General features: G+C 65.1%; 21 protein-coding genes. 5 read left to right on the top strand and 16 right to left on the bottom strand.

The features are described 5' to 3' along the window. Position 1 precedes the first annotated feature (1 nt). Complete coding sequence (locus ACVIW0_RS14075; RefSeq protein ID WP_461352878.1) at positions 2-778, top strand: HpcH/HpaI aldolase family protein; 777 nt, start codon at positions 2-4, stop codon at positions 776-778. A gap of 147 nt (positions 779-925) precedes the next feature. On the opposite strand, the gene ACVIW0_RS14070 is transcribed toward ACVIW0_RS14075, so the two are convergent. The 16 genes from ACVIW0_RS14070 to ACVIW0_RS13995 form a co-directional block, all read right to left on the bottom strand. Then, the gene (locus ACVIW0_RS14070; protein WP_461352877.1) at positions 926-1,951 is read right to left on the bottom strand and encodes a SphA family protein; all 1,026 of its coding nucleotides are present in this window, start codon (positions 1,949-1,951) and stop codon (positions 926-928) included. Positions 1,952-2,037: 86 nt separating this feature from the next. After that, positions 2,038-3,150, bottom strand: coding sequence for a transporter substrate-binding domain-containing protein (locus tag ACVIW0_RS14065; RefSeq protein WP_461352876.1), 1,113 nt, complete (start codon positions 3,148-3,150; stop codon positions 2,038-2,040). An 11-nt stretch (positions 3,151-3,161) separates the two neighbouring features. Then, on the bottom strand, positions 3,162-4,181 hold the full coding sequence (locus ACVIW0_RS14060) for a DUF1254 domain-containing protein (protein ID WP_461352875.1): 1,020 nt from the start codon (positions 4,179-4,181) through the stop codon (positions 3,162-3,164). Next, positions 4,178-5,644 (bottom strand): DUF1254 domain-containing protein, encoded by a 1,467-nt coding sequence (locus ACVIW0_RS14055; RefSeq protein WP_461352874.1) that lies wholly within the window; start codon positions 5,642-5,644, stop codon positions 4,178-4,180. The genes ACVIW0_RS14060 and ACVIW0_RS14055 overlap by 4 nt, the downstream gene beginning before the upstream one ends. Before the next feature lie 41 nt (positions 5,645-5,685). Next, positions 5,686-7,113, bottom strand: a complete 1,428-nt coding sequence (locus ACVIW0_RS14050) for a DUF1254 domain-containing protein (RefSeq protein WP_461352873.1) — start codon at positions 7,111-7,113, stop codon at positions 5,686-5,688. Between the two features lie 12 nt (positions 7,114-7,125). Beyond that, on the bottom strand, positions 7,126-8,067 hold the full coding sequence (locus tag ACVIW0_RS14045; RefSeq protein WP_461352872.1) for an HlyD family secretion protein: 942 nt from the start codon (positions 8,065-8,067) through the stop codon (positions 7,126-7,128). Further along, a complete protein-coding gene (locus ACVIW0_RS14040) occupies positions 8,067-8,309 on the bottom strand; it encodes a DUF3302 domain-containing protein (protein ID WP_050401988.1) in 243 nt (80 codons plus the stop codon). Before ACVIW0_RS14040 ends, ACVIW0_RS14045 begins: the two co-directional genes overlap by 1 nt. Further along, positions 8,306-9,289 (bottom strand): HAD family hydrolase, encoded by a 984-nt coding sequence (locus tag ACVIW0_RS14035; protein ID WP_461357324.1) that lies wholly within the window; start codon positions 9,287-9,289, stop codon positions 8,306-8,308. Before ACVIW0_RS14035 ends, ACVIW0_RS14040 begins: the two co-directional genes overlap by 4 nt. A gap of 68 nt (positions 9,290-9,357) precedes the next feature. Continuing rightward, the gene (locus ACVIW0_RS14030) at positions 9,358-10,752 is read right to left on the bottom strand and encodes a BatD family protein (RefSeq protein ID WP_461352871.1); all 1,395 of its coding nucleotides are present in this window, start codon (positions 10,750-10,752) and stop codon (positions 9,358-9,360) included. Further along, positions 10,749-12,272, bottom strand: coding sequence for a vWA domain-containing protein (locus ACVIW0_RS14025; RefSeq protein ID WP_461352870.1), 1,524 nt, complete (start codon positions 12,270-12,272; stop codon positions 10,749-10,751). The genes ACVIW0_RS14030 and ACVIW0_RS14025 overlap by 4 nt, the downstream gene beginning before the upstream one ends. Continuing rightward, complete coding sequence (locus ACVIW0_RS14020; RefSeq protein WP_461352869.1) at positions 12,265-13,263, bottom strand: vWA domain-containing protein; 999 nt, start codon at positions 13,261-13,263, stop codon at positions 12,265-12,267. Before ACVIW0_RS14020 ends, ACVIW0_RS14025 begins: the two co-directional genes overlap by 8 nt. Next, positions 13,256-13,747: a DUF4381 domain-containing protein gene (locus ACVIW0_RS14015; RefSeq protein WP_461352868.1), complete on the bottom strand. Its 492-nt coding sequence runs from the start codon at positions 13,745-13,747 to the stop codon at positions 13,256-13,258. Before ACVIW0_RS14015 ends, ACVIW0_RS14020 begins: the two co-directional genes overlap by 8 nt. Continuing rightward, a complete protein-coding gene (locus ACVIW0_RS14010; protein WP_461352867.1) occupies positions 13,740-14,726 on the bottom strand; it encodes a DUF58 domain-containing protein in 987 nt (328 codons plus the stop codon). The genes ACVIW0_RS14015 and ACVIW0_RS14010 overlap by 8 nt, the downstream gene beginning before the upstream one ends. 7 nt (positions 14,727-14,733) lie before the next feature. Further along, positions 14,734-15,729 (bottom strand): AAA family ATPase, encoded by a 996-nt coding sequence (locus ACVIW0_RS14005; RefSeq protein ID WP_461352866.1) that lies wholly within the window; start codon positions 15,727-15,729, stop codon positions 14,734-14,736. A gap of 137 nt (positions 15,730-15,866) precedes the next feature. After that, a complete protein-coding gene (locus tag ACVIW0_RS14000; protein WP_461352865.1) occupies positions 15,867-17,525 on the bottom strand; it encodes an arylsulfatase in 1,659 nt (552 codons plus the stop codon). Next, entirely contained in the window at positions 17,522-18,556 is a 1,035-nt protein-coding gene (locus tag ACVIW0_RS13995; protein WP_461352864.1) for a formylglycine-generating enzyme family protein, read from the bottom strand. The genes ACVIW0_RS14000 and ACVIW0_RS13995 overlap by 4 nt, the downstream gene beginning before the upstream one ends. Positions 18,557-19,127: 571 nt before the next feature. On the opposite strand from ACVIW0_RS13995, the gene ACVIW0_RS13990 reads away from it, so the two are divergent. The 4 genes from ACVIW0_RS13990 (at position 19,128) to ACVIW0_RS13975 (ending at position 21,690) form a co-directional block, all read left to right on the top strand. Beyond that, positions 19,128-19,538 carry a cupin domain-containing protein gene (locus tag ACVIW0_RS13990; RefSeq protein WP_461352863.1) on the top strand — a complete coding sequence of 137 codons (411 nt, stop codon included), beginning with the start codon at positions 19,128-19,130 and terminating at the stop codon, positions 19,536-19,538. Further along, positions 19,535-19,702: a hypothetical protein gene (locus ACVIW0_RS13985; protein WP_461352862.1), complete on the top strand. Its 168-nt coding sequence runs from the start codon at positions 19,535-19,537 to the stop codon at positions 19,700-19,702. The genes ACVIW0_RS13990 and ACVIW0_RS13985 overlap by 4 nt, the downstream gene beginning before the upstream one ends. A gap of 210 nt (positions 19,703-19,912) precedes the next feature. After that, a complete protein-coding gene (rpsD, locus tag ACVIW0_RS13980; RefSeq protein WP_461352861.1) occupies positions 19,913-20,530 on the top strand; it encodes a 30S ribosomal protein S4 in 618 nt (205 codons plus the stop codon). Positions 20,531-20,622: 92 nt separating this feature from the next. Further along, positions 20,623-21,690, top strand: coding sequence for a threonine aldolase family protein (locus ACVIW0_RS13975; protein ID WP_461352860.1), 1,068 nt, complete (start codon positions 20,623-20,625; stop codon positions 21,688-21,690). The last annotated feature ends 104 nt before the right edge of the window (positions 21,691-21,794 follow it).

Genomic DNA, 21,794 nt, shown 5'->3' with positions numbered 1-21,794 from the left:
ATTGACCACAGCACCGCTGACGCCGCTCAACCGCCTGCGCAAACAGTGGCGCGACAAGCGCCCAACCTTCGGCGCGATCGCGACCATTCCGAGCATCCAGACCGTGCAGATCATGGCGCAGTCGCTGGACTGGATCATCGTCGATCTCGAGCACGGCCCGATCGACCTCGGCACCGCGCATGCGATGATCGTGGCGACCTCTGGCACGCCCTGCGTGCCGATGGTGCGGATCGCGGCCAATGAACCGCACCTCGCCAAGGCGCCGATGGACATCGGCGCTCTCGGCATCAACTTCCCGATGATCCTCAACCACGGCGATGCCGAGAAGGCGGTGCGCAGCGTGCGCTACCCGCCGAACGGCGACCGGCTCTGGGGCCCGTTCCACGCGCCGTTCCGCTGGGGCGTCTCGATGAACGACTACATGGCGACCGCCGACGACGACATGGTCTGCATGATCACGATCGAACACGTCGATGCCGTGAACCGGATCGACGAGATCATGGCAACGCCCGGCATCGACCTCGCGGTGATCGGCCCCGGCGATCTCGCCACCTCGATCAACAAGCGCGGCTTGCCCGACGATCCCGAGGTGGTCGCTTTGATGCAGCGCGCCGAGCAAGGCATCATGAAGAGCGGCGTACCGATCGGCGGCGTCGCGCGCACCGCAGACCAGGCCAATGCGATGATCGATCGCGGCTACCTCGCGCTCGCGCTCGGCTTCGACTGGTCGCTGTTCCAGCGCGGCATCGCCGCCGCGTTCGCCGGGATCAGGCGGTAGAGCATGATCCGGAAAAATGGAAACCGGTTTGCCTAGCGACAAACGCCAAAGGCGTTTGCGCGGAGATCATGCTCAAACAAAGAGATGGGATCATGATGCGATTCCGTGGAAACGCATCATGATCTAGACGTCGATCGGCGTCGTGCCTCAATATTTCCGCACGATTGGCTTCGTCGGTGTGGTGGCCGGCGCGGCCGGCGAGAGCTGGAACGTCACCCAGGCGGTCCATCCCTCCGGCCGGTTCTCGGCGGCGAAGTCCTTGTAGCCTCTCAGATTGAGATAGCCCTGATAGCCCTCGGCCACCGGAAAGATGAACCCGACCTGCGGGCCGATACCCGCGACGCGTCCCTTGAAATCGCCGAGCTTGGCGCCGGCTCCGCTGTCGCCGGTGAGCTGCTGGAAATAGTAGCCGGCGACACCGACATGCACATTCTTGGCGACGAACTTCGAGAGCCCCCAGTCGACGTGAAAGTCGATGCCGTTCTGGTACTGAAGATCCTTGTTCATTCCATTGTAGGTGACGCCCGCCAGCACCGAGAACTCCTGGCCCGACGCCGGGTTGAGATAGGTGTAGGCGCCGCCGACATCGATCGCAGTAAATCCAAAGCTGAGATTGGCGAGACGCGTGCTGTCATAGGTCCCGCTCGGGATGTTGCCGAAGATGTAGAACATCTCGTTGTTGACGCCCTGATTCCATTTCAGGGTGCCCTGATAGAACACGTCGGAGACCGTCGTGCGATTGTCGGTCGCAACCCCCGAGATGCTGTTGCCGCGCGGCCCCGTCAGCGTCGCGTCGACGCCGACACCGATATTGCCGGGCGCGGCGAGGAAGGTGATAGCCGCCTGCCCGCCAAGCACCGACTGCGCCCAGGTGTAGGTGAATCCTTCCACCAGCACGTCGGCATGCGCATTGAGACCGTCGACGACGGATCCGGGCACGCGGTTGCCGATCACGAAGTTCTTTCCCGCGTTGGCGCTTTGGTCGAGGTGAATATAGATCGTCTCATAGGCCCAGCCGGGCATCGCGGGCGCCGCCGTCAGGCTGGCGAACGAGCCGGGCAGCCAGAAGCTCAATCCACCGGCGTCGGCCAATGCCGAGCGTGGCGTTGTCACCCATGCGATTGCGCACAATGGCGCGATCACCAACATCCTGCTGGTTCCGATAGTCCCCATAGCTACCTCCCGCTTGCTTGCCCAGCGCGTCCAGCGTCGGCTGAATTGATCTGCCTTGATCCGTTCGATCCGCTCCGATGCGAACCTCAATTTGTCTGCCCCAGATAGCGGAACAGCACATCCTTCCACCAATCCGATTGCCCGGCTTCCAGCAGCGCGATGTTGAGCCGCTTGCGCAAGATGCGGTCTTCCCGCAACGCGATGGCGTAGCTCTGCGGTTCGAAGGTCACATCGGTGAGCTCGGCCGACAGGCTGCCCTGCCGGATCATCCAGGCGAGGATCGGCCGATCATAGGCGAGCGCATCGATGCTGCCCTGCTGCAGCGCCCGAAAGCCTTCCGCGGCCGAGGCAACCCCATGGTGCTTGATGCGCATTCGCGACAGCGCGTCCTCGGTTGCCGTCCCCTGCACCACACCGACGCGGACCGCTGAGAGATCGCCGATCGAATTGACCGCGCCGTGCAGCCGCTTGGTCGTCAGCGCGGAGGTGATGCCGGCGGTGAACACCGCGATCGCGATGACCGATACGATCATCCATATGACCGCGACGATGCGCCCGGGCAGCGTGATCGGCGCTGCGCCGCCGACCACGCGCTGGGTCATGGTGTGGGTCGACCACAGCACGCCGGAGCTCAGGCCATGCGCGAGCCCGCGGCCGAACCCCTCGTTGGAATTGTGCTCGAACATCCAGATCAAGAGCCCGGCGAGGATGGCGAGGCCGAGCAGCGCCAGCGCCGCCTGCACGAAGCCAAAGGATGCGATCGAGCGGATCACCGGCATCCAGTTCGCAACATGGTCGGTCTGGACCGCTATGCCGGTCCCCGTCTGGAAATAGGGCAACGTAAAATCGACCTGTTTCTCCCGCGCCGGCGTCACCGTGATCGCCGCCACCGCGACGTCGAACTTTCCGGCCTGCCACCCATCGAGCAGCGTGCTGACGGACGACGCCTCGACGAATCGATATCGCAGCTTGAGCCGATCCGCGAGCTTGCGCCACAGCTCGATGCTGATGCCGCTCCATTCGCCGTCGCCATTCTTGATCGCAAACGGCGGGGCATCCTTGGTGCCGACCACGAGCTCGCGGATGGGCGATTCGTCCTGAGCGCCGGCCGGCGCCGCCGCAAGCACGATCGCGGCGAGCAGCAGCGCGGCGATTGCCAGCGCCGCTGCCTTTAGCGATGATCGAGGCCTGCGGATCACGTGCGCTCCCTTCACTTGACCGCCTGCGCCTCCGGGAATTTCCATTTGCCGCTCAGGATTTCAGCACGTGGCCGGTAAAGCCGGACCGTGTAGTTCCAACCCTTAGTGACTGGCAGGCAATTGGGAATGTTGCCGTCGCAGCCACCGAACTGAACCGCAATCGAGCCGTCGGGGCCCTTCCTGCCGGTGATGTCATTCAGCGTGTAGGCGTCGTAGGGATTCTTCTCGAAGTATCCCTTGGCGTTGTAGACGCTGATCGACCAGAACGCGTCGACGGGGACGTCGCGGACGGTCAGCTTGTAGACCGTCGCGCCGTCATTCTTGGCGGGCGTGACGCTGAGATAGGTGGCGTCCCTGTCGGGATTGCCGCCCCAGCCGGCGGCCGTGCCGATCAGATGCCTGACGGGATCGACCTGCCCCTTCGGGCCGAAGGCATGCGCGAAGCCGCCGGTATAATCGTTCAGCGCGAGAAGCGCGTCGCGAACAGCCTTCTGGCTGGCGGGGTCCCAGTTCGGAAGCTCGAGCTTACCGGTGCTCTTCTGATTGACCTTGATTGCGTCCTGCAGCGCGTGCACCTGCGCAATGTCTTTTGGATCGTTCGGATCTACCAGTGTGCGGATCCCGACCACCACGTAGCGCGTGCCGACGTTGTCGCGCGTCAGCGTGCGCTTGCCGGCGCCGTAATAGACCGCGGGGACGTAGTGATCCTCGCTGATCACCTGCAACGACATGAATCGCTTACCCGGGTCCGGCATCGTGATCGTCACCGGTCCCGCATCGAGGTCGAACACACCTGATGTATAGAGCGTGTCGCGGTTGAGCCGGATCACGGATTGATTGTCGATGCTGGCCGGCTCGCGGCGATGGTTGAGCTTCCCGAGGCCGACACCCTTGCTAAGGTTGCCGACATAGAGATCGGATTCCGCGCGGGCAAAATTGTCGACCGTGACGGGCACGGGCGATTGCGCGAGTGCCGTGCCTTGGCCCGCAAGCCAGAGCACAGCGACGACGAAGGAATTCCGCAGCATCATTTCGTGCTCCCGATCGTCGCAGCCTGCACCTCGGTGAAATCACCGGGCTTCCAGCTCTTGTCGAACGCCGCCTCTTCCGGCCCATAGATGCGGATGTAGGCAAACCAACCCTTGCCGGGTTGTGTCTTGATCCAGTGCGCCTCGTGTCCCGCGGGCGTATCCGGACCGAAATAGAGCAGTGCCGGTGCGCTGCCCTTGATGTCCTTCAGTTCGAACATCGAGCGGAGAGCGCCCTTGTCCTGGTCGGTTTGGACCTGCGAGCGGGTCGCGGTGTCGTAGACGGTAACCGACCAGAACAGTTTGCCCGGCACCGGCTGCGGCATGCTCAGCGTGTAGTTCTTGCCGCCGTCGAGGAACGCGCCGGTGTCGTCACGCACGCTCATCCAGTAGAGCGAACCGGCGCCCGCCGTACGGCGGAACATCGCCGGCGAGGTGACGATCGCCTGCGCGAACCAGCGATCGCGCGACTCGAGGTCCATGCCGGCCGCCGTCTCGAATTGCGCGCTGCCCGGCGTGAGGCCGACCCACTCCCACTTGCGATCCGGCCAGTTGATGCGATCGGGCCGTGCGCTGTCGAAAGCCGAAACCAGCATCTGGTCCCGTCCCGCCTTCGCCGCGCTTGTGAGGATGTCCGTCATCCGCGCATTCGGCGCGAACGGCTTGCCTTTCTCGATCCCGAGTTCGGACAGCAGGCCGTACATCGGCAGGAAGGACGGAACGACCGGCTCCTCGTCGACGATCCGCTTGAGCACCTGCCAGAACTGGATGTTGTCCTCCCAACGCAGCGAGGAGCTGTCCAGCTTCTCCTTGCTCGTATCGACGATTGCGAGATTGGCGTTGCTGCCGAGCGGATGGACCTTCAAGGCGCGCAACGCGTCCATCGCCTTGTTGATGTCGCCGCCGACCGGCAGCGCCCGCACCGCGAGCAGGTTCTTATAGGTTTTCGAACGTCCGACGTAGTAGCCCTCCGGGACCTTGCCCTTGTAGTCGGGAGGGAGCACGAGGTGCTTGCCCCCCTTGCCGGCATCGGGACCAGGCAGGCCGAGGTCTTGCACCCAGCCCTGGTTATGGTCATTGACCAGACCGATGTAAGCGCCGGGCGGCAGCTCGATGACGTAAGGCCCCTTGGACAGGTCGAGCGTGGCGGAACCATAGGGCGTATCGGAGTTCAGCGTGAAGCCGACCTGGCGAGGCCCGGTGGCGGCGATCCCCATCTTCTCGTCGTCCTTGATGCCGACCTCGCGATTGCCGTTGAAGATGCCTTCCACCGAAACGGTCGGATACCAGAACCGATAAGCCGTCATCGCGCGCTGGAAGTCGGCGTCATCGCGTGCGCGCTTGGTCGTATCCGGCGTCGGATAGCCGCGTTCGAACGCGTAGGCCAGCGCTTGCGTCTGCGCGGACGCCGGGATTGCCCAAGCGAACGCGACGGCGGCGGTGGTTAGCAAAAGACCGGCGTTCATCACACAACTCCCTGTTGTATCAATAAGCAATTCCCAGCGCTTCATTTCGTTGAACCGCCTGTTGTCGTGGCAACCCGCTCGACGTCGGGCAGCTTCCAGCTGTGGTCGAACAGCGGCTTCTCCGGGCCGTAGAGGCGGAACAGCAATTCGAACTTGCGGTTCGGATCGGTCGGCACCCAGTTGGCTTCCTTGCCCTGGGGCGCCTTCGGGCCGAAATAGACGTCGACCGAGCCGTCCGCGTTTGTCTCGATGCCGTCGCTGATGGACGCGCGGCTGGCGCGAGGCATGTTGCGCACCAGTGCGTGCGTCTCGCGGTCGTAGACGGTCGCCGACCAGTAGTGCTTGACCGGTGGGTTGGCTGGCACCGTGAGACGATAGGTGCCGCCGCCATCGAAGGCTTCGCCGTCCCTGGCCTTGCTGCTCATCAGGTAGTATTGAGCGGTTCCGATCCGCTTGATGCCGGTGAAGCCGAGCGTGTAAGTCACGCCGCGCGCGTCGATCGGATAGGCATCGGGGTCGGCGTAGCCGCCCTGCGCCGCCTTCACCATCTCGGGCATAGCCGCCGGAAACCAGCGGATGCCGGGATTGATGACCGGAAAGCCGTCATCATAGAACTGCGACAGCAGTGCGTGTGCCTCGCGCGCGGCGGCGTCGAGGATCGTCGTCCTCTTCTGATCAGGATTGAACGGCTTGCCCTTCTCGATGCCGATTGTCTTGAGCTGATCGATCATCGCCCGGTCGCGATCGAGCCATGGCTCGTTCTGCACCACGCGATCCAGATTGCGGTAGAAGCGCGCATCGTACGGGATCGTCGCGTCGAACAGGACGTCGTAGGCATCGGTGAAATTGGTTGGCGGCGGGCTGGCCGCCTGCACCAACGGATAGATCTTGACCTGCTTGCCGTAGGCGACCGATTTGGCGATGTCGGCCTCCTTGTGGCTGGCGAGGCTGGAGCGCAGCAGCGCAAAACCGCTGAGCGTGTCGGATTGCAGCGCGAAGGCGCCGGCCGGCACCTCGCCCTTGTATCCTGGCGGCAGGATCACGTATTTGCCGCCCTGCCCCTTGTCGGCGCCATCGGGACCGGCATCCTCCAGCGGCATCTGCCATGCGGTGACGATATTGCCGGCGATCGATCCGCCCTGCGCCGCCGGAATCTCGATCACGACGGGACCGTCCTTCAGGCTCCAGAACGACATGAAGTAGATCGAGTCCGGATTGGGCGTCAGCGTCTGGTTCTTCCAGTTCACCGGCTTCGACCAGTAGACGATCTCGTTCACCTTCGCCTTGGTGCTCGTCAGCATCGCCTGCAGCATCAGGTCGGTGTTGACCGCAGGCATCGCCCAGATCATGGCTTCGACGGCGCGGCGGTGGATGTTGCGCCCGGCAAGCTCGTCCGGCGAGGGCGTCTGTGCTTGCGCTGCCGTGGCCGCCAGCACCATGGCGAGAACTCCGAGGATTGTCTTTCTCATGCGCGCCTCCCCTCAAAACGGATTGACATAGTTGACGATCGCGAGCTGGCGCAGGATCACGCGGCGCACGACGTGGGTCGGCTTCATGTGGTCGGTGTAGATCGCGGCCGTGCCGGTCGAACCGGCCGGCAGCCGGCTGGCGAAGGCGGCATCGTCGAGCCTGACGCGCACGACGAACGGCACCGCCTCGATCGTCTTCGGCGCGACGGCCGTGCCCGAGGTCGTGATCTGGCCGGTCGCGACCGCCTGCAACACGCTTTCGACCTTCCCTGAATAAATCTGCCCGGGCGCGAACTTGAAGGTCGCCTCGACCTCCTGTCCCGGCGCGACGTAACGCGCGTCGATCTGGTTGATCTCGACGCCGATGATGGTGTTCGAGGTATCGATGAACGCCATCACCGGCGACAGCGGCAAGTTCGCTACCCGCGCGCCCTTGCGCAGCGCAAGGTTGGTGACGTAGCCGTCGGCCGGCGCGCGCACCGTCGTCTTGTCGCTGTTCCACTGCGCGGCCTCGAGCTGGCCGCTGAGCTGGTCGACCTCGGATTGCCGCTGCTCGACGTCGAAGCCGCGCCCCGCGTCGCGCTCGTAGAGCGTCGTCATCTGCGCAAGCCTGGTCTTCGACAGCTTGAGCTGCGCCGTGATCGCCTTGACCTGCGCATCGTAGGGCGTCGGGTCGATCTTGAAGAGGATGTCGCCGGCCTTCAGCGGTGCGTTGGCGATAACCGGCACCTCGGTGACTTCGCCCGCCACATCGGGCACGATCGACACCGCGTTGCGCACCACCAGCGCGGAGCCCTGCGGCGCGCCCCACCCCATCGGCACCAGCAGCCCGAACAGCAAGAGCACCAGCACGATGAAGGGCGACGCCTTCCAGAACAGGTTGAAGCGCACGACCTTGAAATGCACCAGCAGGAACAGCAGCACCAGATAGGTGTTGAAGATCGCGACACCCATCACGCGTCTCCCGCCCGGCGCGGCGCCGGCACGTCGACATAGGCCCAGACGAACGCGATCGGCCACAGCGCAAAGCCGCAGATCAGGGTGATCCAGCCGGCGACGGTCACGGCCTGCGCATAGGGATGATTGCGGGATTTCGCGATGTGCCCGGGCAGCCAGCCCGCGATGCAGAACACGCCGATCGCGCTGGCGACCAGAATGACGAGCACGATCCAGGCGAAGATATCGTAGCCGCTCATGGCTTCGCTCCCTTCGCGGCGCCGGACGTGGACAAAGGTGGAAAGACCTCCTTCCAGTCTTGCTTCATGTCGACCACGGTCCAGCCGCCCGCGCCAGACGCATCGAGCGCCTTGTCCAGCTTGCCGATCTTCGATTGCCGGTCGTAGGCGTATTCGCGAACGCTGTCGGTGTGGTGCACGATGCCGGCGAAGCGCGCGCCCGATCCCGCGGCGGTCCATTGCAGCATCTGCAGGTCGCCGTCCGAGTTGCCGAAGGCGAAGATCGGACGGCGGCCGATGAAGCGGTTGATCCCAACCGGCTTGCCGGGGCCGTCGTCGATGAATTCGACCTTGGCTTCTTTCATCAGCACGGGCTTGCCGTCGGCGCCGATCTGGAATTTCACCACGCCGGACGATCCGACCACCTGCTCCGGCGGAATGCTATAGACCCGCTCCATCCACGGCCGCATGAATTCGACGCCGCCGCCTGAGACGACGAAGGTCTTGAAGCCATTCGCCCTGAGATAAGCCAATAGCTCCAGCATCGGCTGGTAGACCAGGCTGTCATAGGGACGGTTGAAGCGCGGATGCTTTGCGGTCGCGAGCCAGTCACGCACGGAGGCCGCGAACGCGTCGGTGGTCATGCCGGCATGCGTCGCCGCGATAATCTGAAGCAGACCCTTCTCGCCGGTCGCAGCAAGCGCCTTGCTATCGCCTTCGAGAACCGCCTTGAACGGTTGCCGGGCCTTCCAGTCGGGGTGCTCCGGCGCCATCGCCCTGACCCGGTCGAGCGCGAAGGCGAGCTGGAAATAGAACGGCTGCTCGGTCCACAGCGTGCCGTCATTGTCGAAGGTGGCGATCCGCTCGGCCGGCGGCACGAAGTCCCGCCCGCCCGGCGTCGTGACACGCGCGACGAAATCGACGATCGCCGTCTTCGCCGCGCCGTCGTTCCAGGACGGCAGCGGGTCGGCCTGGCTCAACGCGCGCGACGGTGCGAGCATGCTGAACGGCAGGGCGATCAGCGCGATCAGAAGCGTTCGCTTCGAGACAGCCAGGCCTGCATCGTGGCTCATCGCGCAGGCCTCCTCTGCTGGTTGAGCGACACCACGCGATCATCAACGGGGTTGAGTCGTCCGGTCGCCCGATGCCTTGCAGCGCGCGCCGCTTCGCGCCGGATGCGGCGCCGGGCGCCGGCGACACGGCGCAGCAACTGCCCCGGTGACCAGCCTGCTGCGCCGGGGGACGCCGAAAACAGCGCGCGCTCAACCGCGCCAATCTCGTCATCGAGCGCAGCATCATGGGCGGCGGCTCTAAAGGCCTCGATCGTATGGCGCGGCGCGACCGGCTCGAAGCGTTGCAGCCAGTCGAGCAGCGCGAAGTAGACGGATTTGGCGTCGTCCTTGCGCGCGGCGCGCCGCAACGCCCCGAACGCGAACGCTTCCGATTGCAGATAGGCCTCGCGATGCCGGCGATGAATTGCCACGATCGCCCGCACCGTCGGCGGCATCAGCCAACCGAGCCCGGCCAGCGCCAGCAGCACCAGTGCAGTCGCCTGCCAGTGATCGGCGATCGCGTTGCGCAGTGTGCGCCATGACTCGCGGGCGCCGAACGTACCGTCTGGCGACGCGCCGCCCACCGCCTGATTCGCCTCGACATGCAACGTCACCGCATCGAGATGCGCCACGTCGATCCGTTGCGACCCGGTGTTCCACCAGCGCAGGTCGACCGGCGGCAGCACGTAGTCGCCGGCCTTCTCGAGCATGTAGACGCCGCTGTCGACCCGCGCCGATGACAAGATCTCGGGGCGCCCTTCGGTCTTGTCCTGAAGCGACGGCTGCGCGGGGTAGAGCTTGAGCCCCTCGAGCGCAGCGAAGGTCAGCGGCGGCAACAGCATCGCCGGGATGCCCTCGGCCTCGATGGTGACGGTTCGCGTCACGGCATCCCCGGCCTTGAGACGATCCGACGAGCGAGTGACGGTCTGAGTGATCGACAGGCTGCGTGCGGCCAGGAAGGGCTGCAGATCGGATGCTGCATCCGGGATGAAGGCTTGAAATGCGATCCGCGGCAGCGCAAGCGTCGCCTGGCGGGTCGCCGGCGGCTCGGCCGCGTATTTGACGGTGATGGTTTGGCCCGGGATCGCGTAGCTGCCCGGCTCCTGCGGATGAATCGCAAATTCGAACCGGACGCCGGCATAGGTGAGGCCGTCCCGTTCCTCGCTTTCGTTGGCGCTGCGCAACTGCCGGGTCACGGCGTTGCGGACCTGAAAATCCGGCAGCTCTGGCGGCGCCGTCATGTAGTTCGGCGCCAGCACCTCGATCCGCAGCATGGCGGCCTGCCCCACCACGACGCGCGGCGGATCGAGCGTAACCCGCAGGATCGGCTCCGGCGCGTTTTGCTGGGCGAGCGTGGCGCAGGGCGGCAGCAGGCCGAGCATCAGGGCCGCGATGGCGAGCGGATACCTCATGGCTTCGCTCCCGCGGGCTGCGTCGCATCCTGGATCGCAAACTTCAGCTTGAGGAAATCGGCCGGCGTCGTCTGCACCTGACGCATCCAGGCTTCCGCCGCGCCGGGCGTGGTCAAGTCTGCCGGTGTGACCTGGATCTTTTTGCCGCCCTTCTGGGTTGGGTCGACACGCATCTCGTCGGCCTTCTCGTCCGGCGGCGCACTGTCGTCCTGCTCCTGCTTCTTTCGCTTCTCCTCCTGCGCCTGAAGCGCAGCCAGTACGATGCCACGGTTGGTCGTCGCGGCGACATGACCGGGCGCGACCTTCAGGACTTCGTCATAGGCGGCGATTGCCTTCTCATAGGCGTGGTTCTGCGCCTGGGCGTTGCCCAGCGCGAAATGTCCCTCGAGCGTATCGACGCGCGCGAATTCCTGTGCGGCGGTGAGGAAGTCGAACGCACGATAGGCGGCGATGCCGCGCCACATTGGATCGGCGAAGCGCTTGGCCGCGGTCGCATAGTCGCCGCGATCGAAGGCGATCCGGCCCTGCTGGTCGGGCGTCAAGCACAGATCGGCAAGGCGGCGCGGCTCCTCCGCCCCTGCGGACGACAGGTGCGACAGGCAGACGAAGGCGACAACCCAGGCCACGGTCGTGCCGCGCCGGAACCAAAGCAGACTGAGCAGCGCAATCGGCAGCAGCAGCCAAAAGCCCTCGTCGCGCCATTGCGTGCCGAACTTGTCGCTTTGGGCGGCCTGATAGCGGGTTTCGATCCGGCGCTCGAGCGCCGCGATGTCGGTATCGTCGATGCTGACCCGGACCACGTCCGAACCGAGCGCGAACCTTCCGCCCTTGTGCTCCGGCGTGATGCTGAGCTCGACCAGGCCGTTCCGTCCGGCAACCTGCCGGACCGCGCCCGCCTCGCCACCGTCGTCGGCAGCGACGAGCAGGATCGTCCCGGGCACCGTCTCGGTCGCGAGCGCCTCCGCGGCGAGCGCGACGGCCGCGGACGCGTTGTCGCCGGCCGACGGCATCAGGCCGGGCGCGAGCGTTGCAAGGAACGGCTCGATCACCGCACGGTCGTCAGTCAGCGGCATCACTAGATGCGCGGTGCCCGCATAGGCGATCAGTCCGGTTCGCGCGCCGGCGCGTGCGGCGAGCAGGTCCCTGATCTTCTGCTTGGCGCGCTCGAGCCGCGTCGGGGCGACGTCGCTTTGGCTCATCGAATTGTCGAGCGACAGCGCGATCATCAGCGGCGCCTTGTCCTCGACGAAAGGTGGCAGCTCACGCCGCCAGGTCGGCCCCGACAACGCGACGATGCCGAGCGACAGCCCGGCAGCGACCAGATAGAGCGGACTGGCGCCACGTCCTGCCCCCGGCTGCACGATGAGATGGTTGAGCAGATGCGGCGCGATCACCCCGCCCCATTGCGCCTGCGGGCTCGCCCGCCAACGCACCCAGGCAAACACGGCACCGACCGGAATCAAGGCGAACAGCCATAGCGGCCGCAGCAGATGGAATGGGATCGCAGCCGCGTCATGCATGACCGAGCGCTCCTCTCCGTCCCAGCCCGCTTTGCAGCGACAGGCCGAGCCACAGCAGCAGCGACAGCGTCACCGCGGCGCCGAGCGGCCACTGGAACAGCGGCAGCTTCGGCCGCCACGACAGCGTATCGAGCCTGGCCGGCGCGAGACGGTCGATGTCCGCGTAGACCGCCTGCAATTGCGCGCCATCCTCGGCGCGGAAGAAATGGCCGCCCGTCGTCTCGGCAACCGACCGCAGCGCGCCGAGATCGACGCGATTCTCGCCGGTCGCTGCGGGATCGCCGACGCCGATCGTGTCGACCACGACGCCGTTCTGACGTGCGATGTCGGCGGCATGTTCCGGTGGGATGCGGCTTGCGGTATCGTTGCCGTCGGTGAGCAGGACCAAAAGCTTCTCCTGCGCCTTGCTGGTCTGGAAGGTCTTGATCGCAAGCCCGATGGTGTCGCCGATCGCGGTCTGCTGGCCGGCCATGCCGACCTCGGTCTGCGCCAGCAGCGCAGCCGCCGTCTCTAGGTCCTGCGTGAACGGCACTTGCACATAGGCCTTGGTGCCGAACAGGACGAGAGCGATGCGGTCGCCGTGCCGGCGCGCGATGAAATCCGTGATCACGCGCTTGACGCCGTCGAGCCGCGTCAACATCGGACCATCACTGCTGCGGAAGTCGCGCTGGTCCATCGAACCGGAAATGTCGACCGCGAGCATGAGATCGCGCGCCGAGACCTCGCGCGTGACGGGGGCTCCAACCCATTGCGGCCGCGCCAGCGCCGCGACGACGAGCGCCCAGATCAACGCAGCCGCCACCATCTGGATGCGCCGTCGCTGCAGCACGACGGCGCCGCGCTGCGGCGTCTGTCCGGTTGCTGCCGCAAGACGGTCGAAGAACGGGACCATCACGGAGGCCTGTCGCGCGCGATACGGCGGCAGCAGCCACCACACAAGGATCGGCAGCGGCAGGATCGCGAACATCCAGGGCCAGGCGAGCTCAAGCATGATGCCCCCTGATCCAGCGTCGCACGAGGTCCTGCAGCGACTTCAGTTCGCCGGCATCCGCCGTCATTCGCCCGTAAGGCGCGGCCGCGAGCAGCCGGCCCGCGCCTTGCGAGAATTCGTCGCCGCCATAGCTGCGGTCGAGGAACGCAAGCCAGCGCGCGCCGGCCAGCGGCGCGATGGTTTCGCGCGGAAAGGCATCGAGCGCGGTCCGCCGCACCAGCAGGGCAAGGCTCGCCGCCATTCCATCCTGTACGGCGCCGGGCATTTGCAGCAGCCGGTCGAGCTCCGCGAGCGCCATACGCCGATAACGGTTGGCGCGGAAATGCCGCAGCAGGCGCCACGCCGCGACAACGATGGCCGCCGCAACCAGCACGATCACGATCCGCGCAGCCCAGGTCGCGGGAAGCAGGCTCACCGGTGGGGGCAGCGGGATATCGATCAGGCCCGCCACGGGATCGGCGATGATGGGTTGGGTGTCAGCCAAGGGCCGCCTCCGCCTTGCTGTGACCATCACCGCGTCCGTGCCGGGCAGGCAACCCGCCGAGCAGGCGCCGGACTTGCGGCGCGGTTTCCTCTGCTGTGCTCAGCGGCAGCACCGGAATACCGAGCTCGCGCGTCCACGCGAAGACGTCCCGCAGCCGCTCCTGCGATGCCTGCGCGATATTCCTTCGAACGCTCTCGCGGCCGACTTCGAGCTGAATCTGCAGCTCGCCGTCGGTGACGGTCATCCGGCTCGAGGCCGGCAGATCGCTTTGCAGGTGATCGTGGACCAGCACAGCGACCACGTCATTGTGCCGGCTCATCGCCCCGATCATCTGGCGCGTCGCGGGATCTGCGCCGTCGAAATCGCTGATGACGATCACGGTGGCATCATGCATCGCGCGCCGCGCCGCGCGTTCGAGCGTCTGGTTGAGCATGCCCGGCGCCGTAACGATGCCGCGGCCGACGCCGAGCGCCTGGTTCTGCGCGACGATGGCGGACAATGTCCACAGCACCGTCGCGCGACTGCGCCGCGCTGCCATTTCGACGATATCCCTGTCGTTGAACACGATCGCGCCGATCCGGTCACCGACGCCGAGCACGCGCCAGGCAGCGATCGCGGCGGCCTCGGCCGCGGTCACCGACTTCATGGCGCGCCGGCTGCCGAAGAACATCGACAGGCGCTGATCGACCACGAGCAGCGCCTGTCGGTCGCGCTCCTCGTTGAAGACGCGCAGATGCGGCTTCTGCAGCCGCGCGGTCACCTTCCAGTCGATTTCTCTGACATCATCGCCAGGGCGGTAGTCCCTGATCTCCTCGAAGTTCAGCCCGCGGCCGCGCATGCGCGAGGCGAAGCGGCCCGACAGCAGACTATGCACCGGCTGGCGCGGCAGGAAAGAGACCTTGCGGCCGCGATATTCAAGCGCGATCAGATCGTCGAGATTGACATAGACACCGGGCGTTCTGGCTGACGTCTCGGTCATCATGGCCTCACGCAGCAGCGACAAGTTCAGTGATCTTGTCGATCACCTGGTCGGGGCTGATGCCCTGCGATACCGCCTCGTAACTCAGGATCAGCCGGTGCCGCAGGCAGTCGTGCACGACGGATCGCACGTGGTCGGGCGTGACGAAGTCCTGGCCGTCGAGCCACGCCCGCGCCCGCGCACAGCGATCGATCGCGAGGCTGCCGCGCGGGCTGGCGCCGATCTGGATCCATTTGCTGAGGGGGTCGCCGTAGCGGCCGGGAAACCGCGTCGCATAGATCAGGTCGACAATGTATTTCTCTGCAAGGTCGGAGACGAAGATGCGGTCGATCTCGCCGCGCGCATCGAGGATCGCCTGTTGCGGCACCGGCGGCGGCTCGGCGGCGCCGGCTGCCGGCTTCTGCGCATTCTCGGCGCGATTGAGCCTGATGATTTCCGCTTCCGTGGCCTCGTCGGGATAGCCGACCACGACATGCATTAGGAAGCGGTCGAGTTGCGCTTCGGGCAGCGGATAGGTGCCCTCCTGCTCGATCGGGTTCTCGGTCGCGAGCACCATGAACAGATCAGGCATCTTGTAAGTCTTGCCGGCGACGGTAACCTGACGTTCCTCCATCGCCTCCAGCAGCGCCGATTGCACCTTGGCCGGCGCGCGGTTGATCTCGTCCGCCAGCACGAGGTTGGCGAAGATCGGCCCCTTCTGAAACCGAAACTGGCCGCCCTTGTCGGTTTGCAGGTAGATCTCCGCGCCGGTCACGTCCGATGGCAAAAGGTCCGGCGTGAATTGCACGCGCGACAGGTCCGCCGCCAGGTTCTTCGCCAGCGTCTTGACCGCGCGCGTCTTGGCAAGTCCCGGCAGGCTTTCGATCAGGAGATTGCCATTGGCGAGCAACCCGATCAGCATACTCTCGACCAGGTGGTCCTGCCCGAGCACCGATTTGCCGATGCGCGCCTTGAGATCAAGCACGGCATTGCGGGCCGACGAAGCTGTTGTGTTCTCGTTCATCGGCGAAGACCGCAACGCAATGGGGCCGGAGCTGACCATCAGAATCCTGCTTGTGTCCGCACGGGAGGCGTTGCTAGTGCAGACGCCTCCCGGTCTCGTCGTGTCACGCCGCTCGCAACGGCGGCCGACCGGCCGCGTTACTTGCCGGCGCCCTTGGCGGCGTTGGCCTTGATCTTCGCCTCGACGTCGCGCGAGATCTGGTCGATCGAGAAGCTCGCCTGCTCCTGGCTCGGCGGATACTCGATGAAGGTTTGCAGGAAGACCGCGGCATGGGTCGTCAGCTGCGCCAGGATGAAGTCGTTCCTGGTCAGCCAATCGAAGTACTGATCGGAAACGATATCGGCCCGCTCGAACGGATCCATCCGGAGGTTGAAGAGCTTGGGAACGCGCAATGGAGTGAACGGCTCCTGCCAGACCGCGAAGCCACCTGGATGCTTCATTTCAACGAACACGGCCTTCCAATCGCCGAGGCGGTAAGAGACGAGGACGCCGTCGTCGTTGAAGTAGGCGAACCAGTCTCGTGCGCTCTTCGGCTGCTGCCCCGTGAGATAGGGCAGTTGGTTGAAGCCGTCGAGATGGACCTTGAAGGTCTTGCCGCCGATCGACGTGCCCTTGAGCAGCCGATCCTTGATGTCGGTATCGCCGACAGCGGCCATCAGGGTCGGAAACCAGTCGAGTCCCGAAAACATCTCGTTCGAAACTTCACCTGCCTTGATGCGGCCCGGCCAACGGATCATCGCCGGCACGCGGAACGCACCTTCGAAGTTGGAATCCTTTTCGTTGCGGAACGGCGAGGTGGCGGCATCCGGCCAGGTAAAGCGGTTCGGCCCATTGTCGGTCGTGTAGATGACGATGGTGTTCTCGGTGATGCCGAGGTCATCCAGAGCCTTGAGAATTTTGCCGACGTCGCCGTCGTGCTCGATCATGCCATCGGCGTAGTAATTGCCGGGCATGCCGCTTTGGCCGACCATCGACGGGCGCACATGCGTGAACAGGTGCATGCGCGTGAAATTCATCCAGCAGAAGAACGGCCGGTTCGCCTTGGCCTGGCGCTGGATGAAGTCGACGCAGGCATCCGACGTCTCGTCGTCGATCGTCTCCATCCGCTTTTTCGTCAGCGGTCCGGTGTCCTCGATCTTGCCGTCGGCGCTGCACTTCAGCACGCCGCGCGGGTGCTGGTTGAACAGCGGATCGTTTTTCGGAAAGGTCGGGTTCTCGGGTTCTTCCTCGGCGTTGAGATGATAGAGGTTGCCGAAGAACTCGTCGAAGCCGTGCTTGGTCGGCAGATACTCGTCGCGATCGCCGAGATGGTTCTTGCCGAACTGCCCGGTGGCATAGCCGAGCGGCTTCAGCGCCTGTGCGATGGTCACGTCGCGGTCCTGCAAGCCGACGGTCGCGCCGGGAACGCCGACCTTGGAAAGGCCGGTCCGCTTGCAGGCCTGGCCGGTGATGAAGGTGGATCGCCCGGCCGTACAGCTGTTCTCCCCGTAATAGTCGGTGAACATCATGCCTTCCTTGGCGATGCGGTCGATGTTCGGTGTCTTGTAGCCGACTACGCCGAACGAATAGCAACTCAGATTGGTCTGGCCGATGTCGTCGCCGAAGATCACGAGGATGTTCGGCTTCCGGTCGGACGATGTCGCTGCCGGGCTCGCCGCAGGTGCGGCCTTCTGCGCCTGCGCCAGAGCTTCCGAGGTCAGCGCCGCCGCTGCGACGATCGATGTGGTTCCGAGCAGCACATTCCTGCGGTTGATCACTTGGGCCGTTTCGACGGCCTTGTCGTTGTCGCTACTCATTCAACACTCCCTTTACTTTCAGACGGCGTTTGCGCTGGTTGAGATGGACTCGGCACGGTCGACCGCACCACGCAGCGAAAGCCGACATGGCTGGTCGAGGTGTCGACCGGCTCGGCATGGCGCGCGGCCGGGCGGTAGCGGCGGCAATAGTTCGGCGCGCAGAGATGCGAGCCGCCCTTCAGGACTTTGCGGGGAATCTTGATCGCGGGCTGGGCGGGGTCGTAGCTCGCCTCCTCGCGGCCGCCGCGCGGGTTCTGCGGGATGCAGCAGGGTTTCGCAGCGTCGGCCTCGTGCCGGGCGGACCACCAGTCGCTGGTCCACTCCCAGACATTGCCGATCATGTCGTGGACGCCATAACCGTTCGGCGGGAATGCGGTCACCGGCGAGGTTCGGTCAAAACCATCCTCGCAGAGATTCTGCAGCGGGAAATTGCCCTGCCAGATGTTGGCCATGTGCTTGCCGCCGGGCGTCAAGGCGTTGCCCCAGGCATATTCCTCGGCCTCGAGCCCGCCGCGCGCCGCGAACTCCCACTCCGCTTCGGTCGCAAGCTCCTTGCGGGCCCATTCGGCGTAGGCGAGCGCATCGGCGTAGGCGACGTGGACCACCGGATGACTGCCGAGTACGTTGATATTACTGCGCGGGCCGTAGGGGTGACGCCAATTCGCGCCCCGCAGGAAGGTCCACCATTGGCTCCAGTCGCGGAGGGTTGTGACCCGGCGCGGCGGAGAGAACACCAGCGAGCCGGCGTACAGCATATGCGGCAGCGCGCCCGGATATTGCGCCGGATCCGGCGGCCGCTCGGCGACCGTGACGTAACCGGTGTCGCGCACGAATTCGCGAAATTGGGCGTTGGTTACCGGCGTACGGTCGATCCAGAAGCCATCGACCGACGCCCGGTGCGACGGCGCCTCCTCGGGATAGTGATGATCGGAGCCCATGCGGAACGTGCCGCCGGGAATCCAGACCATCTCATCGGTCTCGACGCCGTCGTGCGGCTGTGGATCAGCTGAGGTGATCTCTGCGCGGACCATTCCAGTGCACCTGTCCGCGCACTACCGTGGGCGATGGTGGCCGAACATCTTGCTGGATTGCATTGTCGCGCGCCCTTCCATTTTTTGGTGCTGCTCGTTTCGGCAGCGTTTGATTACGTCAGGCCTTCTTCCCTATCCGCCCCGTCCCTATGCGCGCGCCTCTCTATGCGCAGCCGCTCCCGCGGCGCGCGATCCGTCCCATCGAACGTCGTCACGAGCTCTTTCACTTTGAGAGCAAACGATAGCGTAACACGTCCAGCGTGTAATGTGCAATTTGTGCCAATCGCAATCCCGGGGCGAGCAGCCTTAACGAAGATGTCGCAATTCAGGTCAATCCGATGCCGTGTTCATGATTGTCTTCGCAAAAAGCGAGCAAGATCCGCTCGTTTGCGAGTGCTTTCCGCGAGTTTGGATTGCGCATCAAATCAATCGAGGCACGATGTCGCAGGGCAGGCCCGAGCGCGATTGGATGAACGGACTAATCCCGATGTCGGAAGCCTACATCACACATCATGTGCTTTTCGCTGCGATTCCGCGCTGCTAGACTTCCGCCGGTCTGGGGAGGAAATGCATGTTCAGGAAATTGCTGCTTGGTCTCACCGTGATTGCCTTTGCCGGTACCGGCGCTGCCTTTGTCAGTGCTGGCGCTGCCTTGGCGCAACAAAGCGGCATCAAGCGAACGCCGCTGCAGAAGGTCGATTTCCCGGCGGGCTACAACACGGTCACGGCGATTGCCGAGATCCCGGCCGGGGGTGCGTCGGGACGCCACAGCCATCCTGGCGCCGAAACCGGCTATGTGCTCGAAGGCGAGCTCGAGCTGCTGATCGACGGCAAGCCGCCTTTGAAGCTCAAGGCGGGCGATTCCTACCAAATCCCGGAAGGGGCGGTGCACGACGCCAAGGCGTCCGGCGGCACGCCGCTCAAGGTGCTTGGGGTCTACGTGATCAAGGCCGGAGAGCCCCTGGCAAAACCAGCGCCGTGAGCCGGCTCGAGCAGGTGCTGGGCGTCGAAATCGCCGCGGAATTGGCCGCGATCTGGCCGCAAGCGGACGCCTGGCCCGTCCGCACGGCCGGAAACCGCCTCAAGGTGGCAAAACAGGCCGATTTTAGCGCCGATTCGCCCCAAAATGCCCCGTGTTTTGTTTGACAGGACCGGACTTTCTCCTTAAGACCACCCCTGCTCGCGGGCCGGTTTCGGCCCGCGAAGCGTTTCGCGACCCGTGGTTCTCCCCGAGCTTTCGAGGCGGACCTGTCGGTACAGGCCGTCTGGCCGGTACACAGGAGGGCGCGTCTCCTCAAACCCTGAACTGACAAAACGCCGGACGCTGGATGGCGACGGCTATACCAAGAGGACGCGATGACAAAGCGCAGTGAGGCGAAGTACAAGATCGATCGCCGCATGGGCCAGAATATCTGGGGCCGCCCGAAGAGCCCCGTGAACCGCAGGGAATACGGCCCCGGCCAGCACGGCCAGCGCCGCAAGGGCAAGCTCTCCGACTTCGGCGTGCAGCTCCGCGCCAAGCAGAAGCTCAAGGGCTACTACGCCAACATTTCCGAGCGCCAGTTCCACGGCATCTATGTCGAGGCGAGCCGCCTGAAGGGCGACACCGGCGAGAACCTGATCGGCCTCTTGGAGCGCCGTCTCGACACCGTGGTCTATCGCGCCAAGTTCGTCTCCACGATGTTCGCCGCGCGGCAGTTCATCAACCACGGCCACGTCAAGGTGAACGGCCGCAAGGTCAACATCGGCAGCTACAAGCTGAAGGTTGGCGACACCATCGAGGTCAAGGAATCCTCCAAGCAGCTGACGCCGGTGCTGGAAGCGACCCAGCTGCCCGAGCGCGACGTGCCCGACTTCCTCGAGGTCGATCACGCCAAGATGACCGCGAAGTTCACGCGCACCCCCGGCCTCTCGGATGTGCCGTTCCCGGTGCAGATGGAGCCGCACCTGATCGTCGAATTCTATTCGCGCTGATCACATCACGCATGCGAGTTCGGAAAGGCCCCGGTTTTGCCGGGGCCTTTTTATTTGGCTAAAGTCGCAGCAGATCGACCGAGAGAGACATCATGCATTACACCCCTGCCCGGCCCGATCCGAAGGCGCCCACGGTCCGCATCAATCTGCTGTCGGACACCCAGACCAAGCCGACGCCGGCGATGCGCGAGGCGATGGCCAGGGCTGAGGTCGGCGACGAGCAGGTCGGCGACGATCCGACCACCAATGAACTCTGCGCCCGCGTCGCCGATCTGCTCGGCAAGGAAGCCGCCGTCTTCATGCCGTCCGGCACGATGTGCAACGTTGCCGCGACGCTGGCCACTTGCCGCCCCGGCGACGAGATCCTGGCACACGCGACCGCGCATATCATCGCGCGCGAGGGCGGCGCGCATGCCGCGCTCGGCGGCTTCCAGATCACACAGCTACACGGCGACGACGGCCAGTTCACGCCGGAGACGTTCCGCGCCGCGCTGCATCCGCGCACCCGCTACCAGCCGCCGCAGGTGCTCGTCAGCGTCGAGCAGACCGCCAATATCGGCGGCGGCACGATCTGGAAGAAGGCCGCGCTCGACGAGGTCGTGCGCATCGCCAAGGCCCATGGGCTGATGACCCACATGGACGGCGCGCGGCTGCTGAACGCCACGGTTGCCGCCGGCATCTCGCCGCGCGACATGACGGCGGGCTGGGATTCGGCCTGGATCGATTTCTCCAAGGGCCTCGGCGCACCAATCGGCGGCGTCATCGCCGGCACTCGCGCGTTCATCGATGACGTCTGGCGCTGGAAGCAGCGGCTCGGCGGCTCGATGCGGCAGTCCGGCGTCTGTGCCGCCGCCTGCATCTACGCGCTCGATCATCATATCGAGCGCCTCGCCGACGATCACGCCAATGCCCGGGCACTGGCACGCGGACTGTCGCAGATCAACGGCATCGCGGTGCAGGCCCCCGAGACCAACCTCGTGTTCTTCAAGCCGGACGGCGCCGGCGTGTCAGGCGACAAGATGGTCGCCGAGCTGCGCAAGCGCGGCGTGACGCTGGCGATGATGGACGGCCGGATCAGGGCCTGCACGCATCTCGATGTGACCGCGGCGATGATCGATGAGATGATCGGCCACGTCAGGGATATCGTGCGCGCCGCGTAGCAACGTCGGCGGATTGTAGCTCGGATGCAACGAAGCGTAATCCGGGACGGCCCGATCCGGGAACACGACTTCCCCGGATTGCGCTTCGCTCCATCCGGGCTACG

The organism is Bradyrhizobium sp. USDA 4454 (genome assembly GCF_054822705.1).
The sequence above is the reverse complement of the archived record's forward strand: the minus strand, read 5'-3'. Positions and strand labels throughout refer to the sequence as shown.

Bases quoted from the DNA above. Each gene is read 5' to 3' on its own strand.
- ACVIW0_RS14070 (WP_461352877.1), bottom strand. From the start codon at position 1,951: ATGGGGACTATCGGAACCAGCAGGATGTTGGTGATCGCGCCATTGTGC.
- ACVIW0_RS14060 (WP_461352875.1), bottom strand. From the start codon at position 4,181: ATGATGCTGCGGAATTCCTTCGTCGTCGCTGTGCTCTGGCTTGCGGGC.
- ACVIW0_RS14055 (WP_461352874.1), bottom strand. From the start codon at position 5,644: ATGAACGCCGGTCTTTTGCTAACCACCGCCGCCGTCGCGTTCGCTTGG.
- ACVIW0_RS14050 (WP_461352873.1), bottom strand. From the start codon at position 7,113: ATGAGAAAGACAATCCTCGGAGTTCTCGCCATGGTGCTGGCGGCCACG.
- ACVIW0_RS14045 (WP_461352872.1), bottom strand. From the start codon at position 8,067: ATGGGTGTCGCGATCTTCAACACCTATCTGGTGCTGCTGTTCCTGCTG.
- ACVIW0_RS14040 (WP_050401988.1), bottom strand. From the start codon at position 8,309: ATGAGCGGCTACGATATCTTCGCCTGGATCGTGCTCGTCATTCTGGTC.
- ACVIW0_RS14035 (WP_461357324.1), bottom strand. From the start codon at position 9,289: ATGCTCGCACCGTCGCGCGCGTTGAGCCAGGCCGACCCGCTGCCGTCC.
- ACVIW0_RS14030 (WP_461352871.1), bottom strand. From the start codon at position 10,752: ATGAGGTATCCGCTCGCCATCGCGGCCCTGATGCTCGGCCTGCTGCCG.
- ACVIW0_RS14025 (WP_461352870.1), bottom strand. From the start codon at position 12,272: ATGCATGACGCGGCTGCGATCCCATTCCATCTGCTGCGGCCGCTATGG.
- ACVIW0_RS14020 (WP_461352869.1), bottom strand. From the start codon at position 13,263: ATGCTTGAGCTCGCCTGGCCCTGGATGTTCGCGATCCTGCCGCTGCCG.
- ACVIW0_RS14010 (WP_461352867.1), bottom strand. From the start codon at position 14,726: ATGACCGAGACGTCAGCCAGAACGCCCGGTGTCTATGTCAATCTCGAC.
- ACVIW0_RS14005 (WP_461352866.1), bottom strand. From the start codon at position 15,729: ATGAACGAGAACACAACAGCTTCGTCGGCCCGCAATGCCGTGCTTGAT.
- ACVIW0_RS14000 (WP_461352865.1), bottom strand. From the start codon at position 17,525: ATGAGTAGCGACAACGACAAGGCCGTCGAAACGGCCCAAGTGATCAAC.
- ACVIW0_RS13995 (WP_461352864.1), bottom strand. From the start codon at position 18,556: ATGGTCCGCGCAGAGATCACCTCAGCTGATCCACAGCCGCACGACGGC.
- ACVIW0_RS13990 (WP_461352863.1), top strand. From the start codon at position 19,128: ATGTTCAGGAAATTGCTGCTTGGTCTCACCGTGATTGCCTTTGCCGGT.
- rpsD (WP_461352861.1), top strand. From the start codon at position 19,913: ATGACAAAGCGCAGTGAGGCGAAGTACAAGATCGATCGCCGCATGGGC.
- ACVIW0_RS13975 (WP_461352860.1), top strand. From the start codon at position 20,623: ATGCATTACACCCCTGCCCGGCCCGATCCGAAGGCGCCCACGGTCCGC.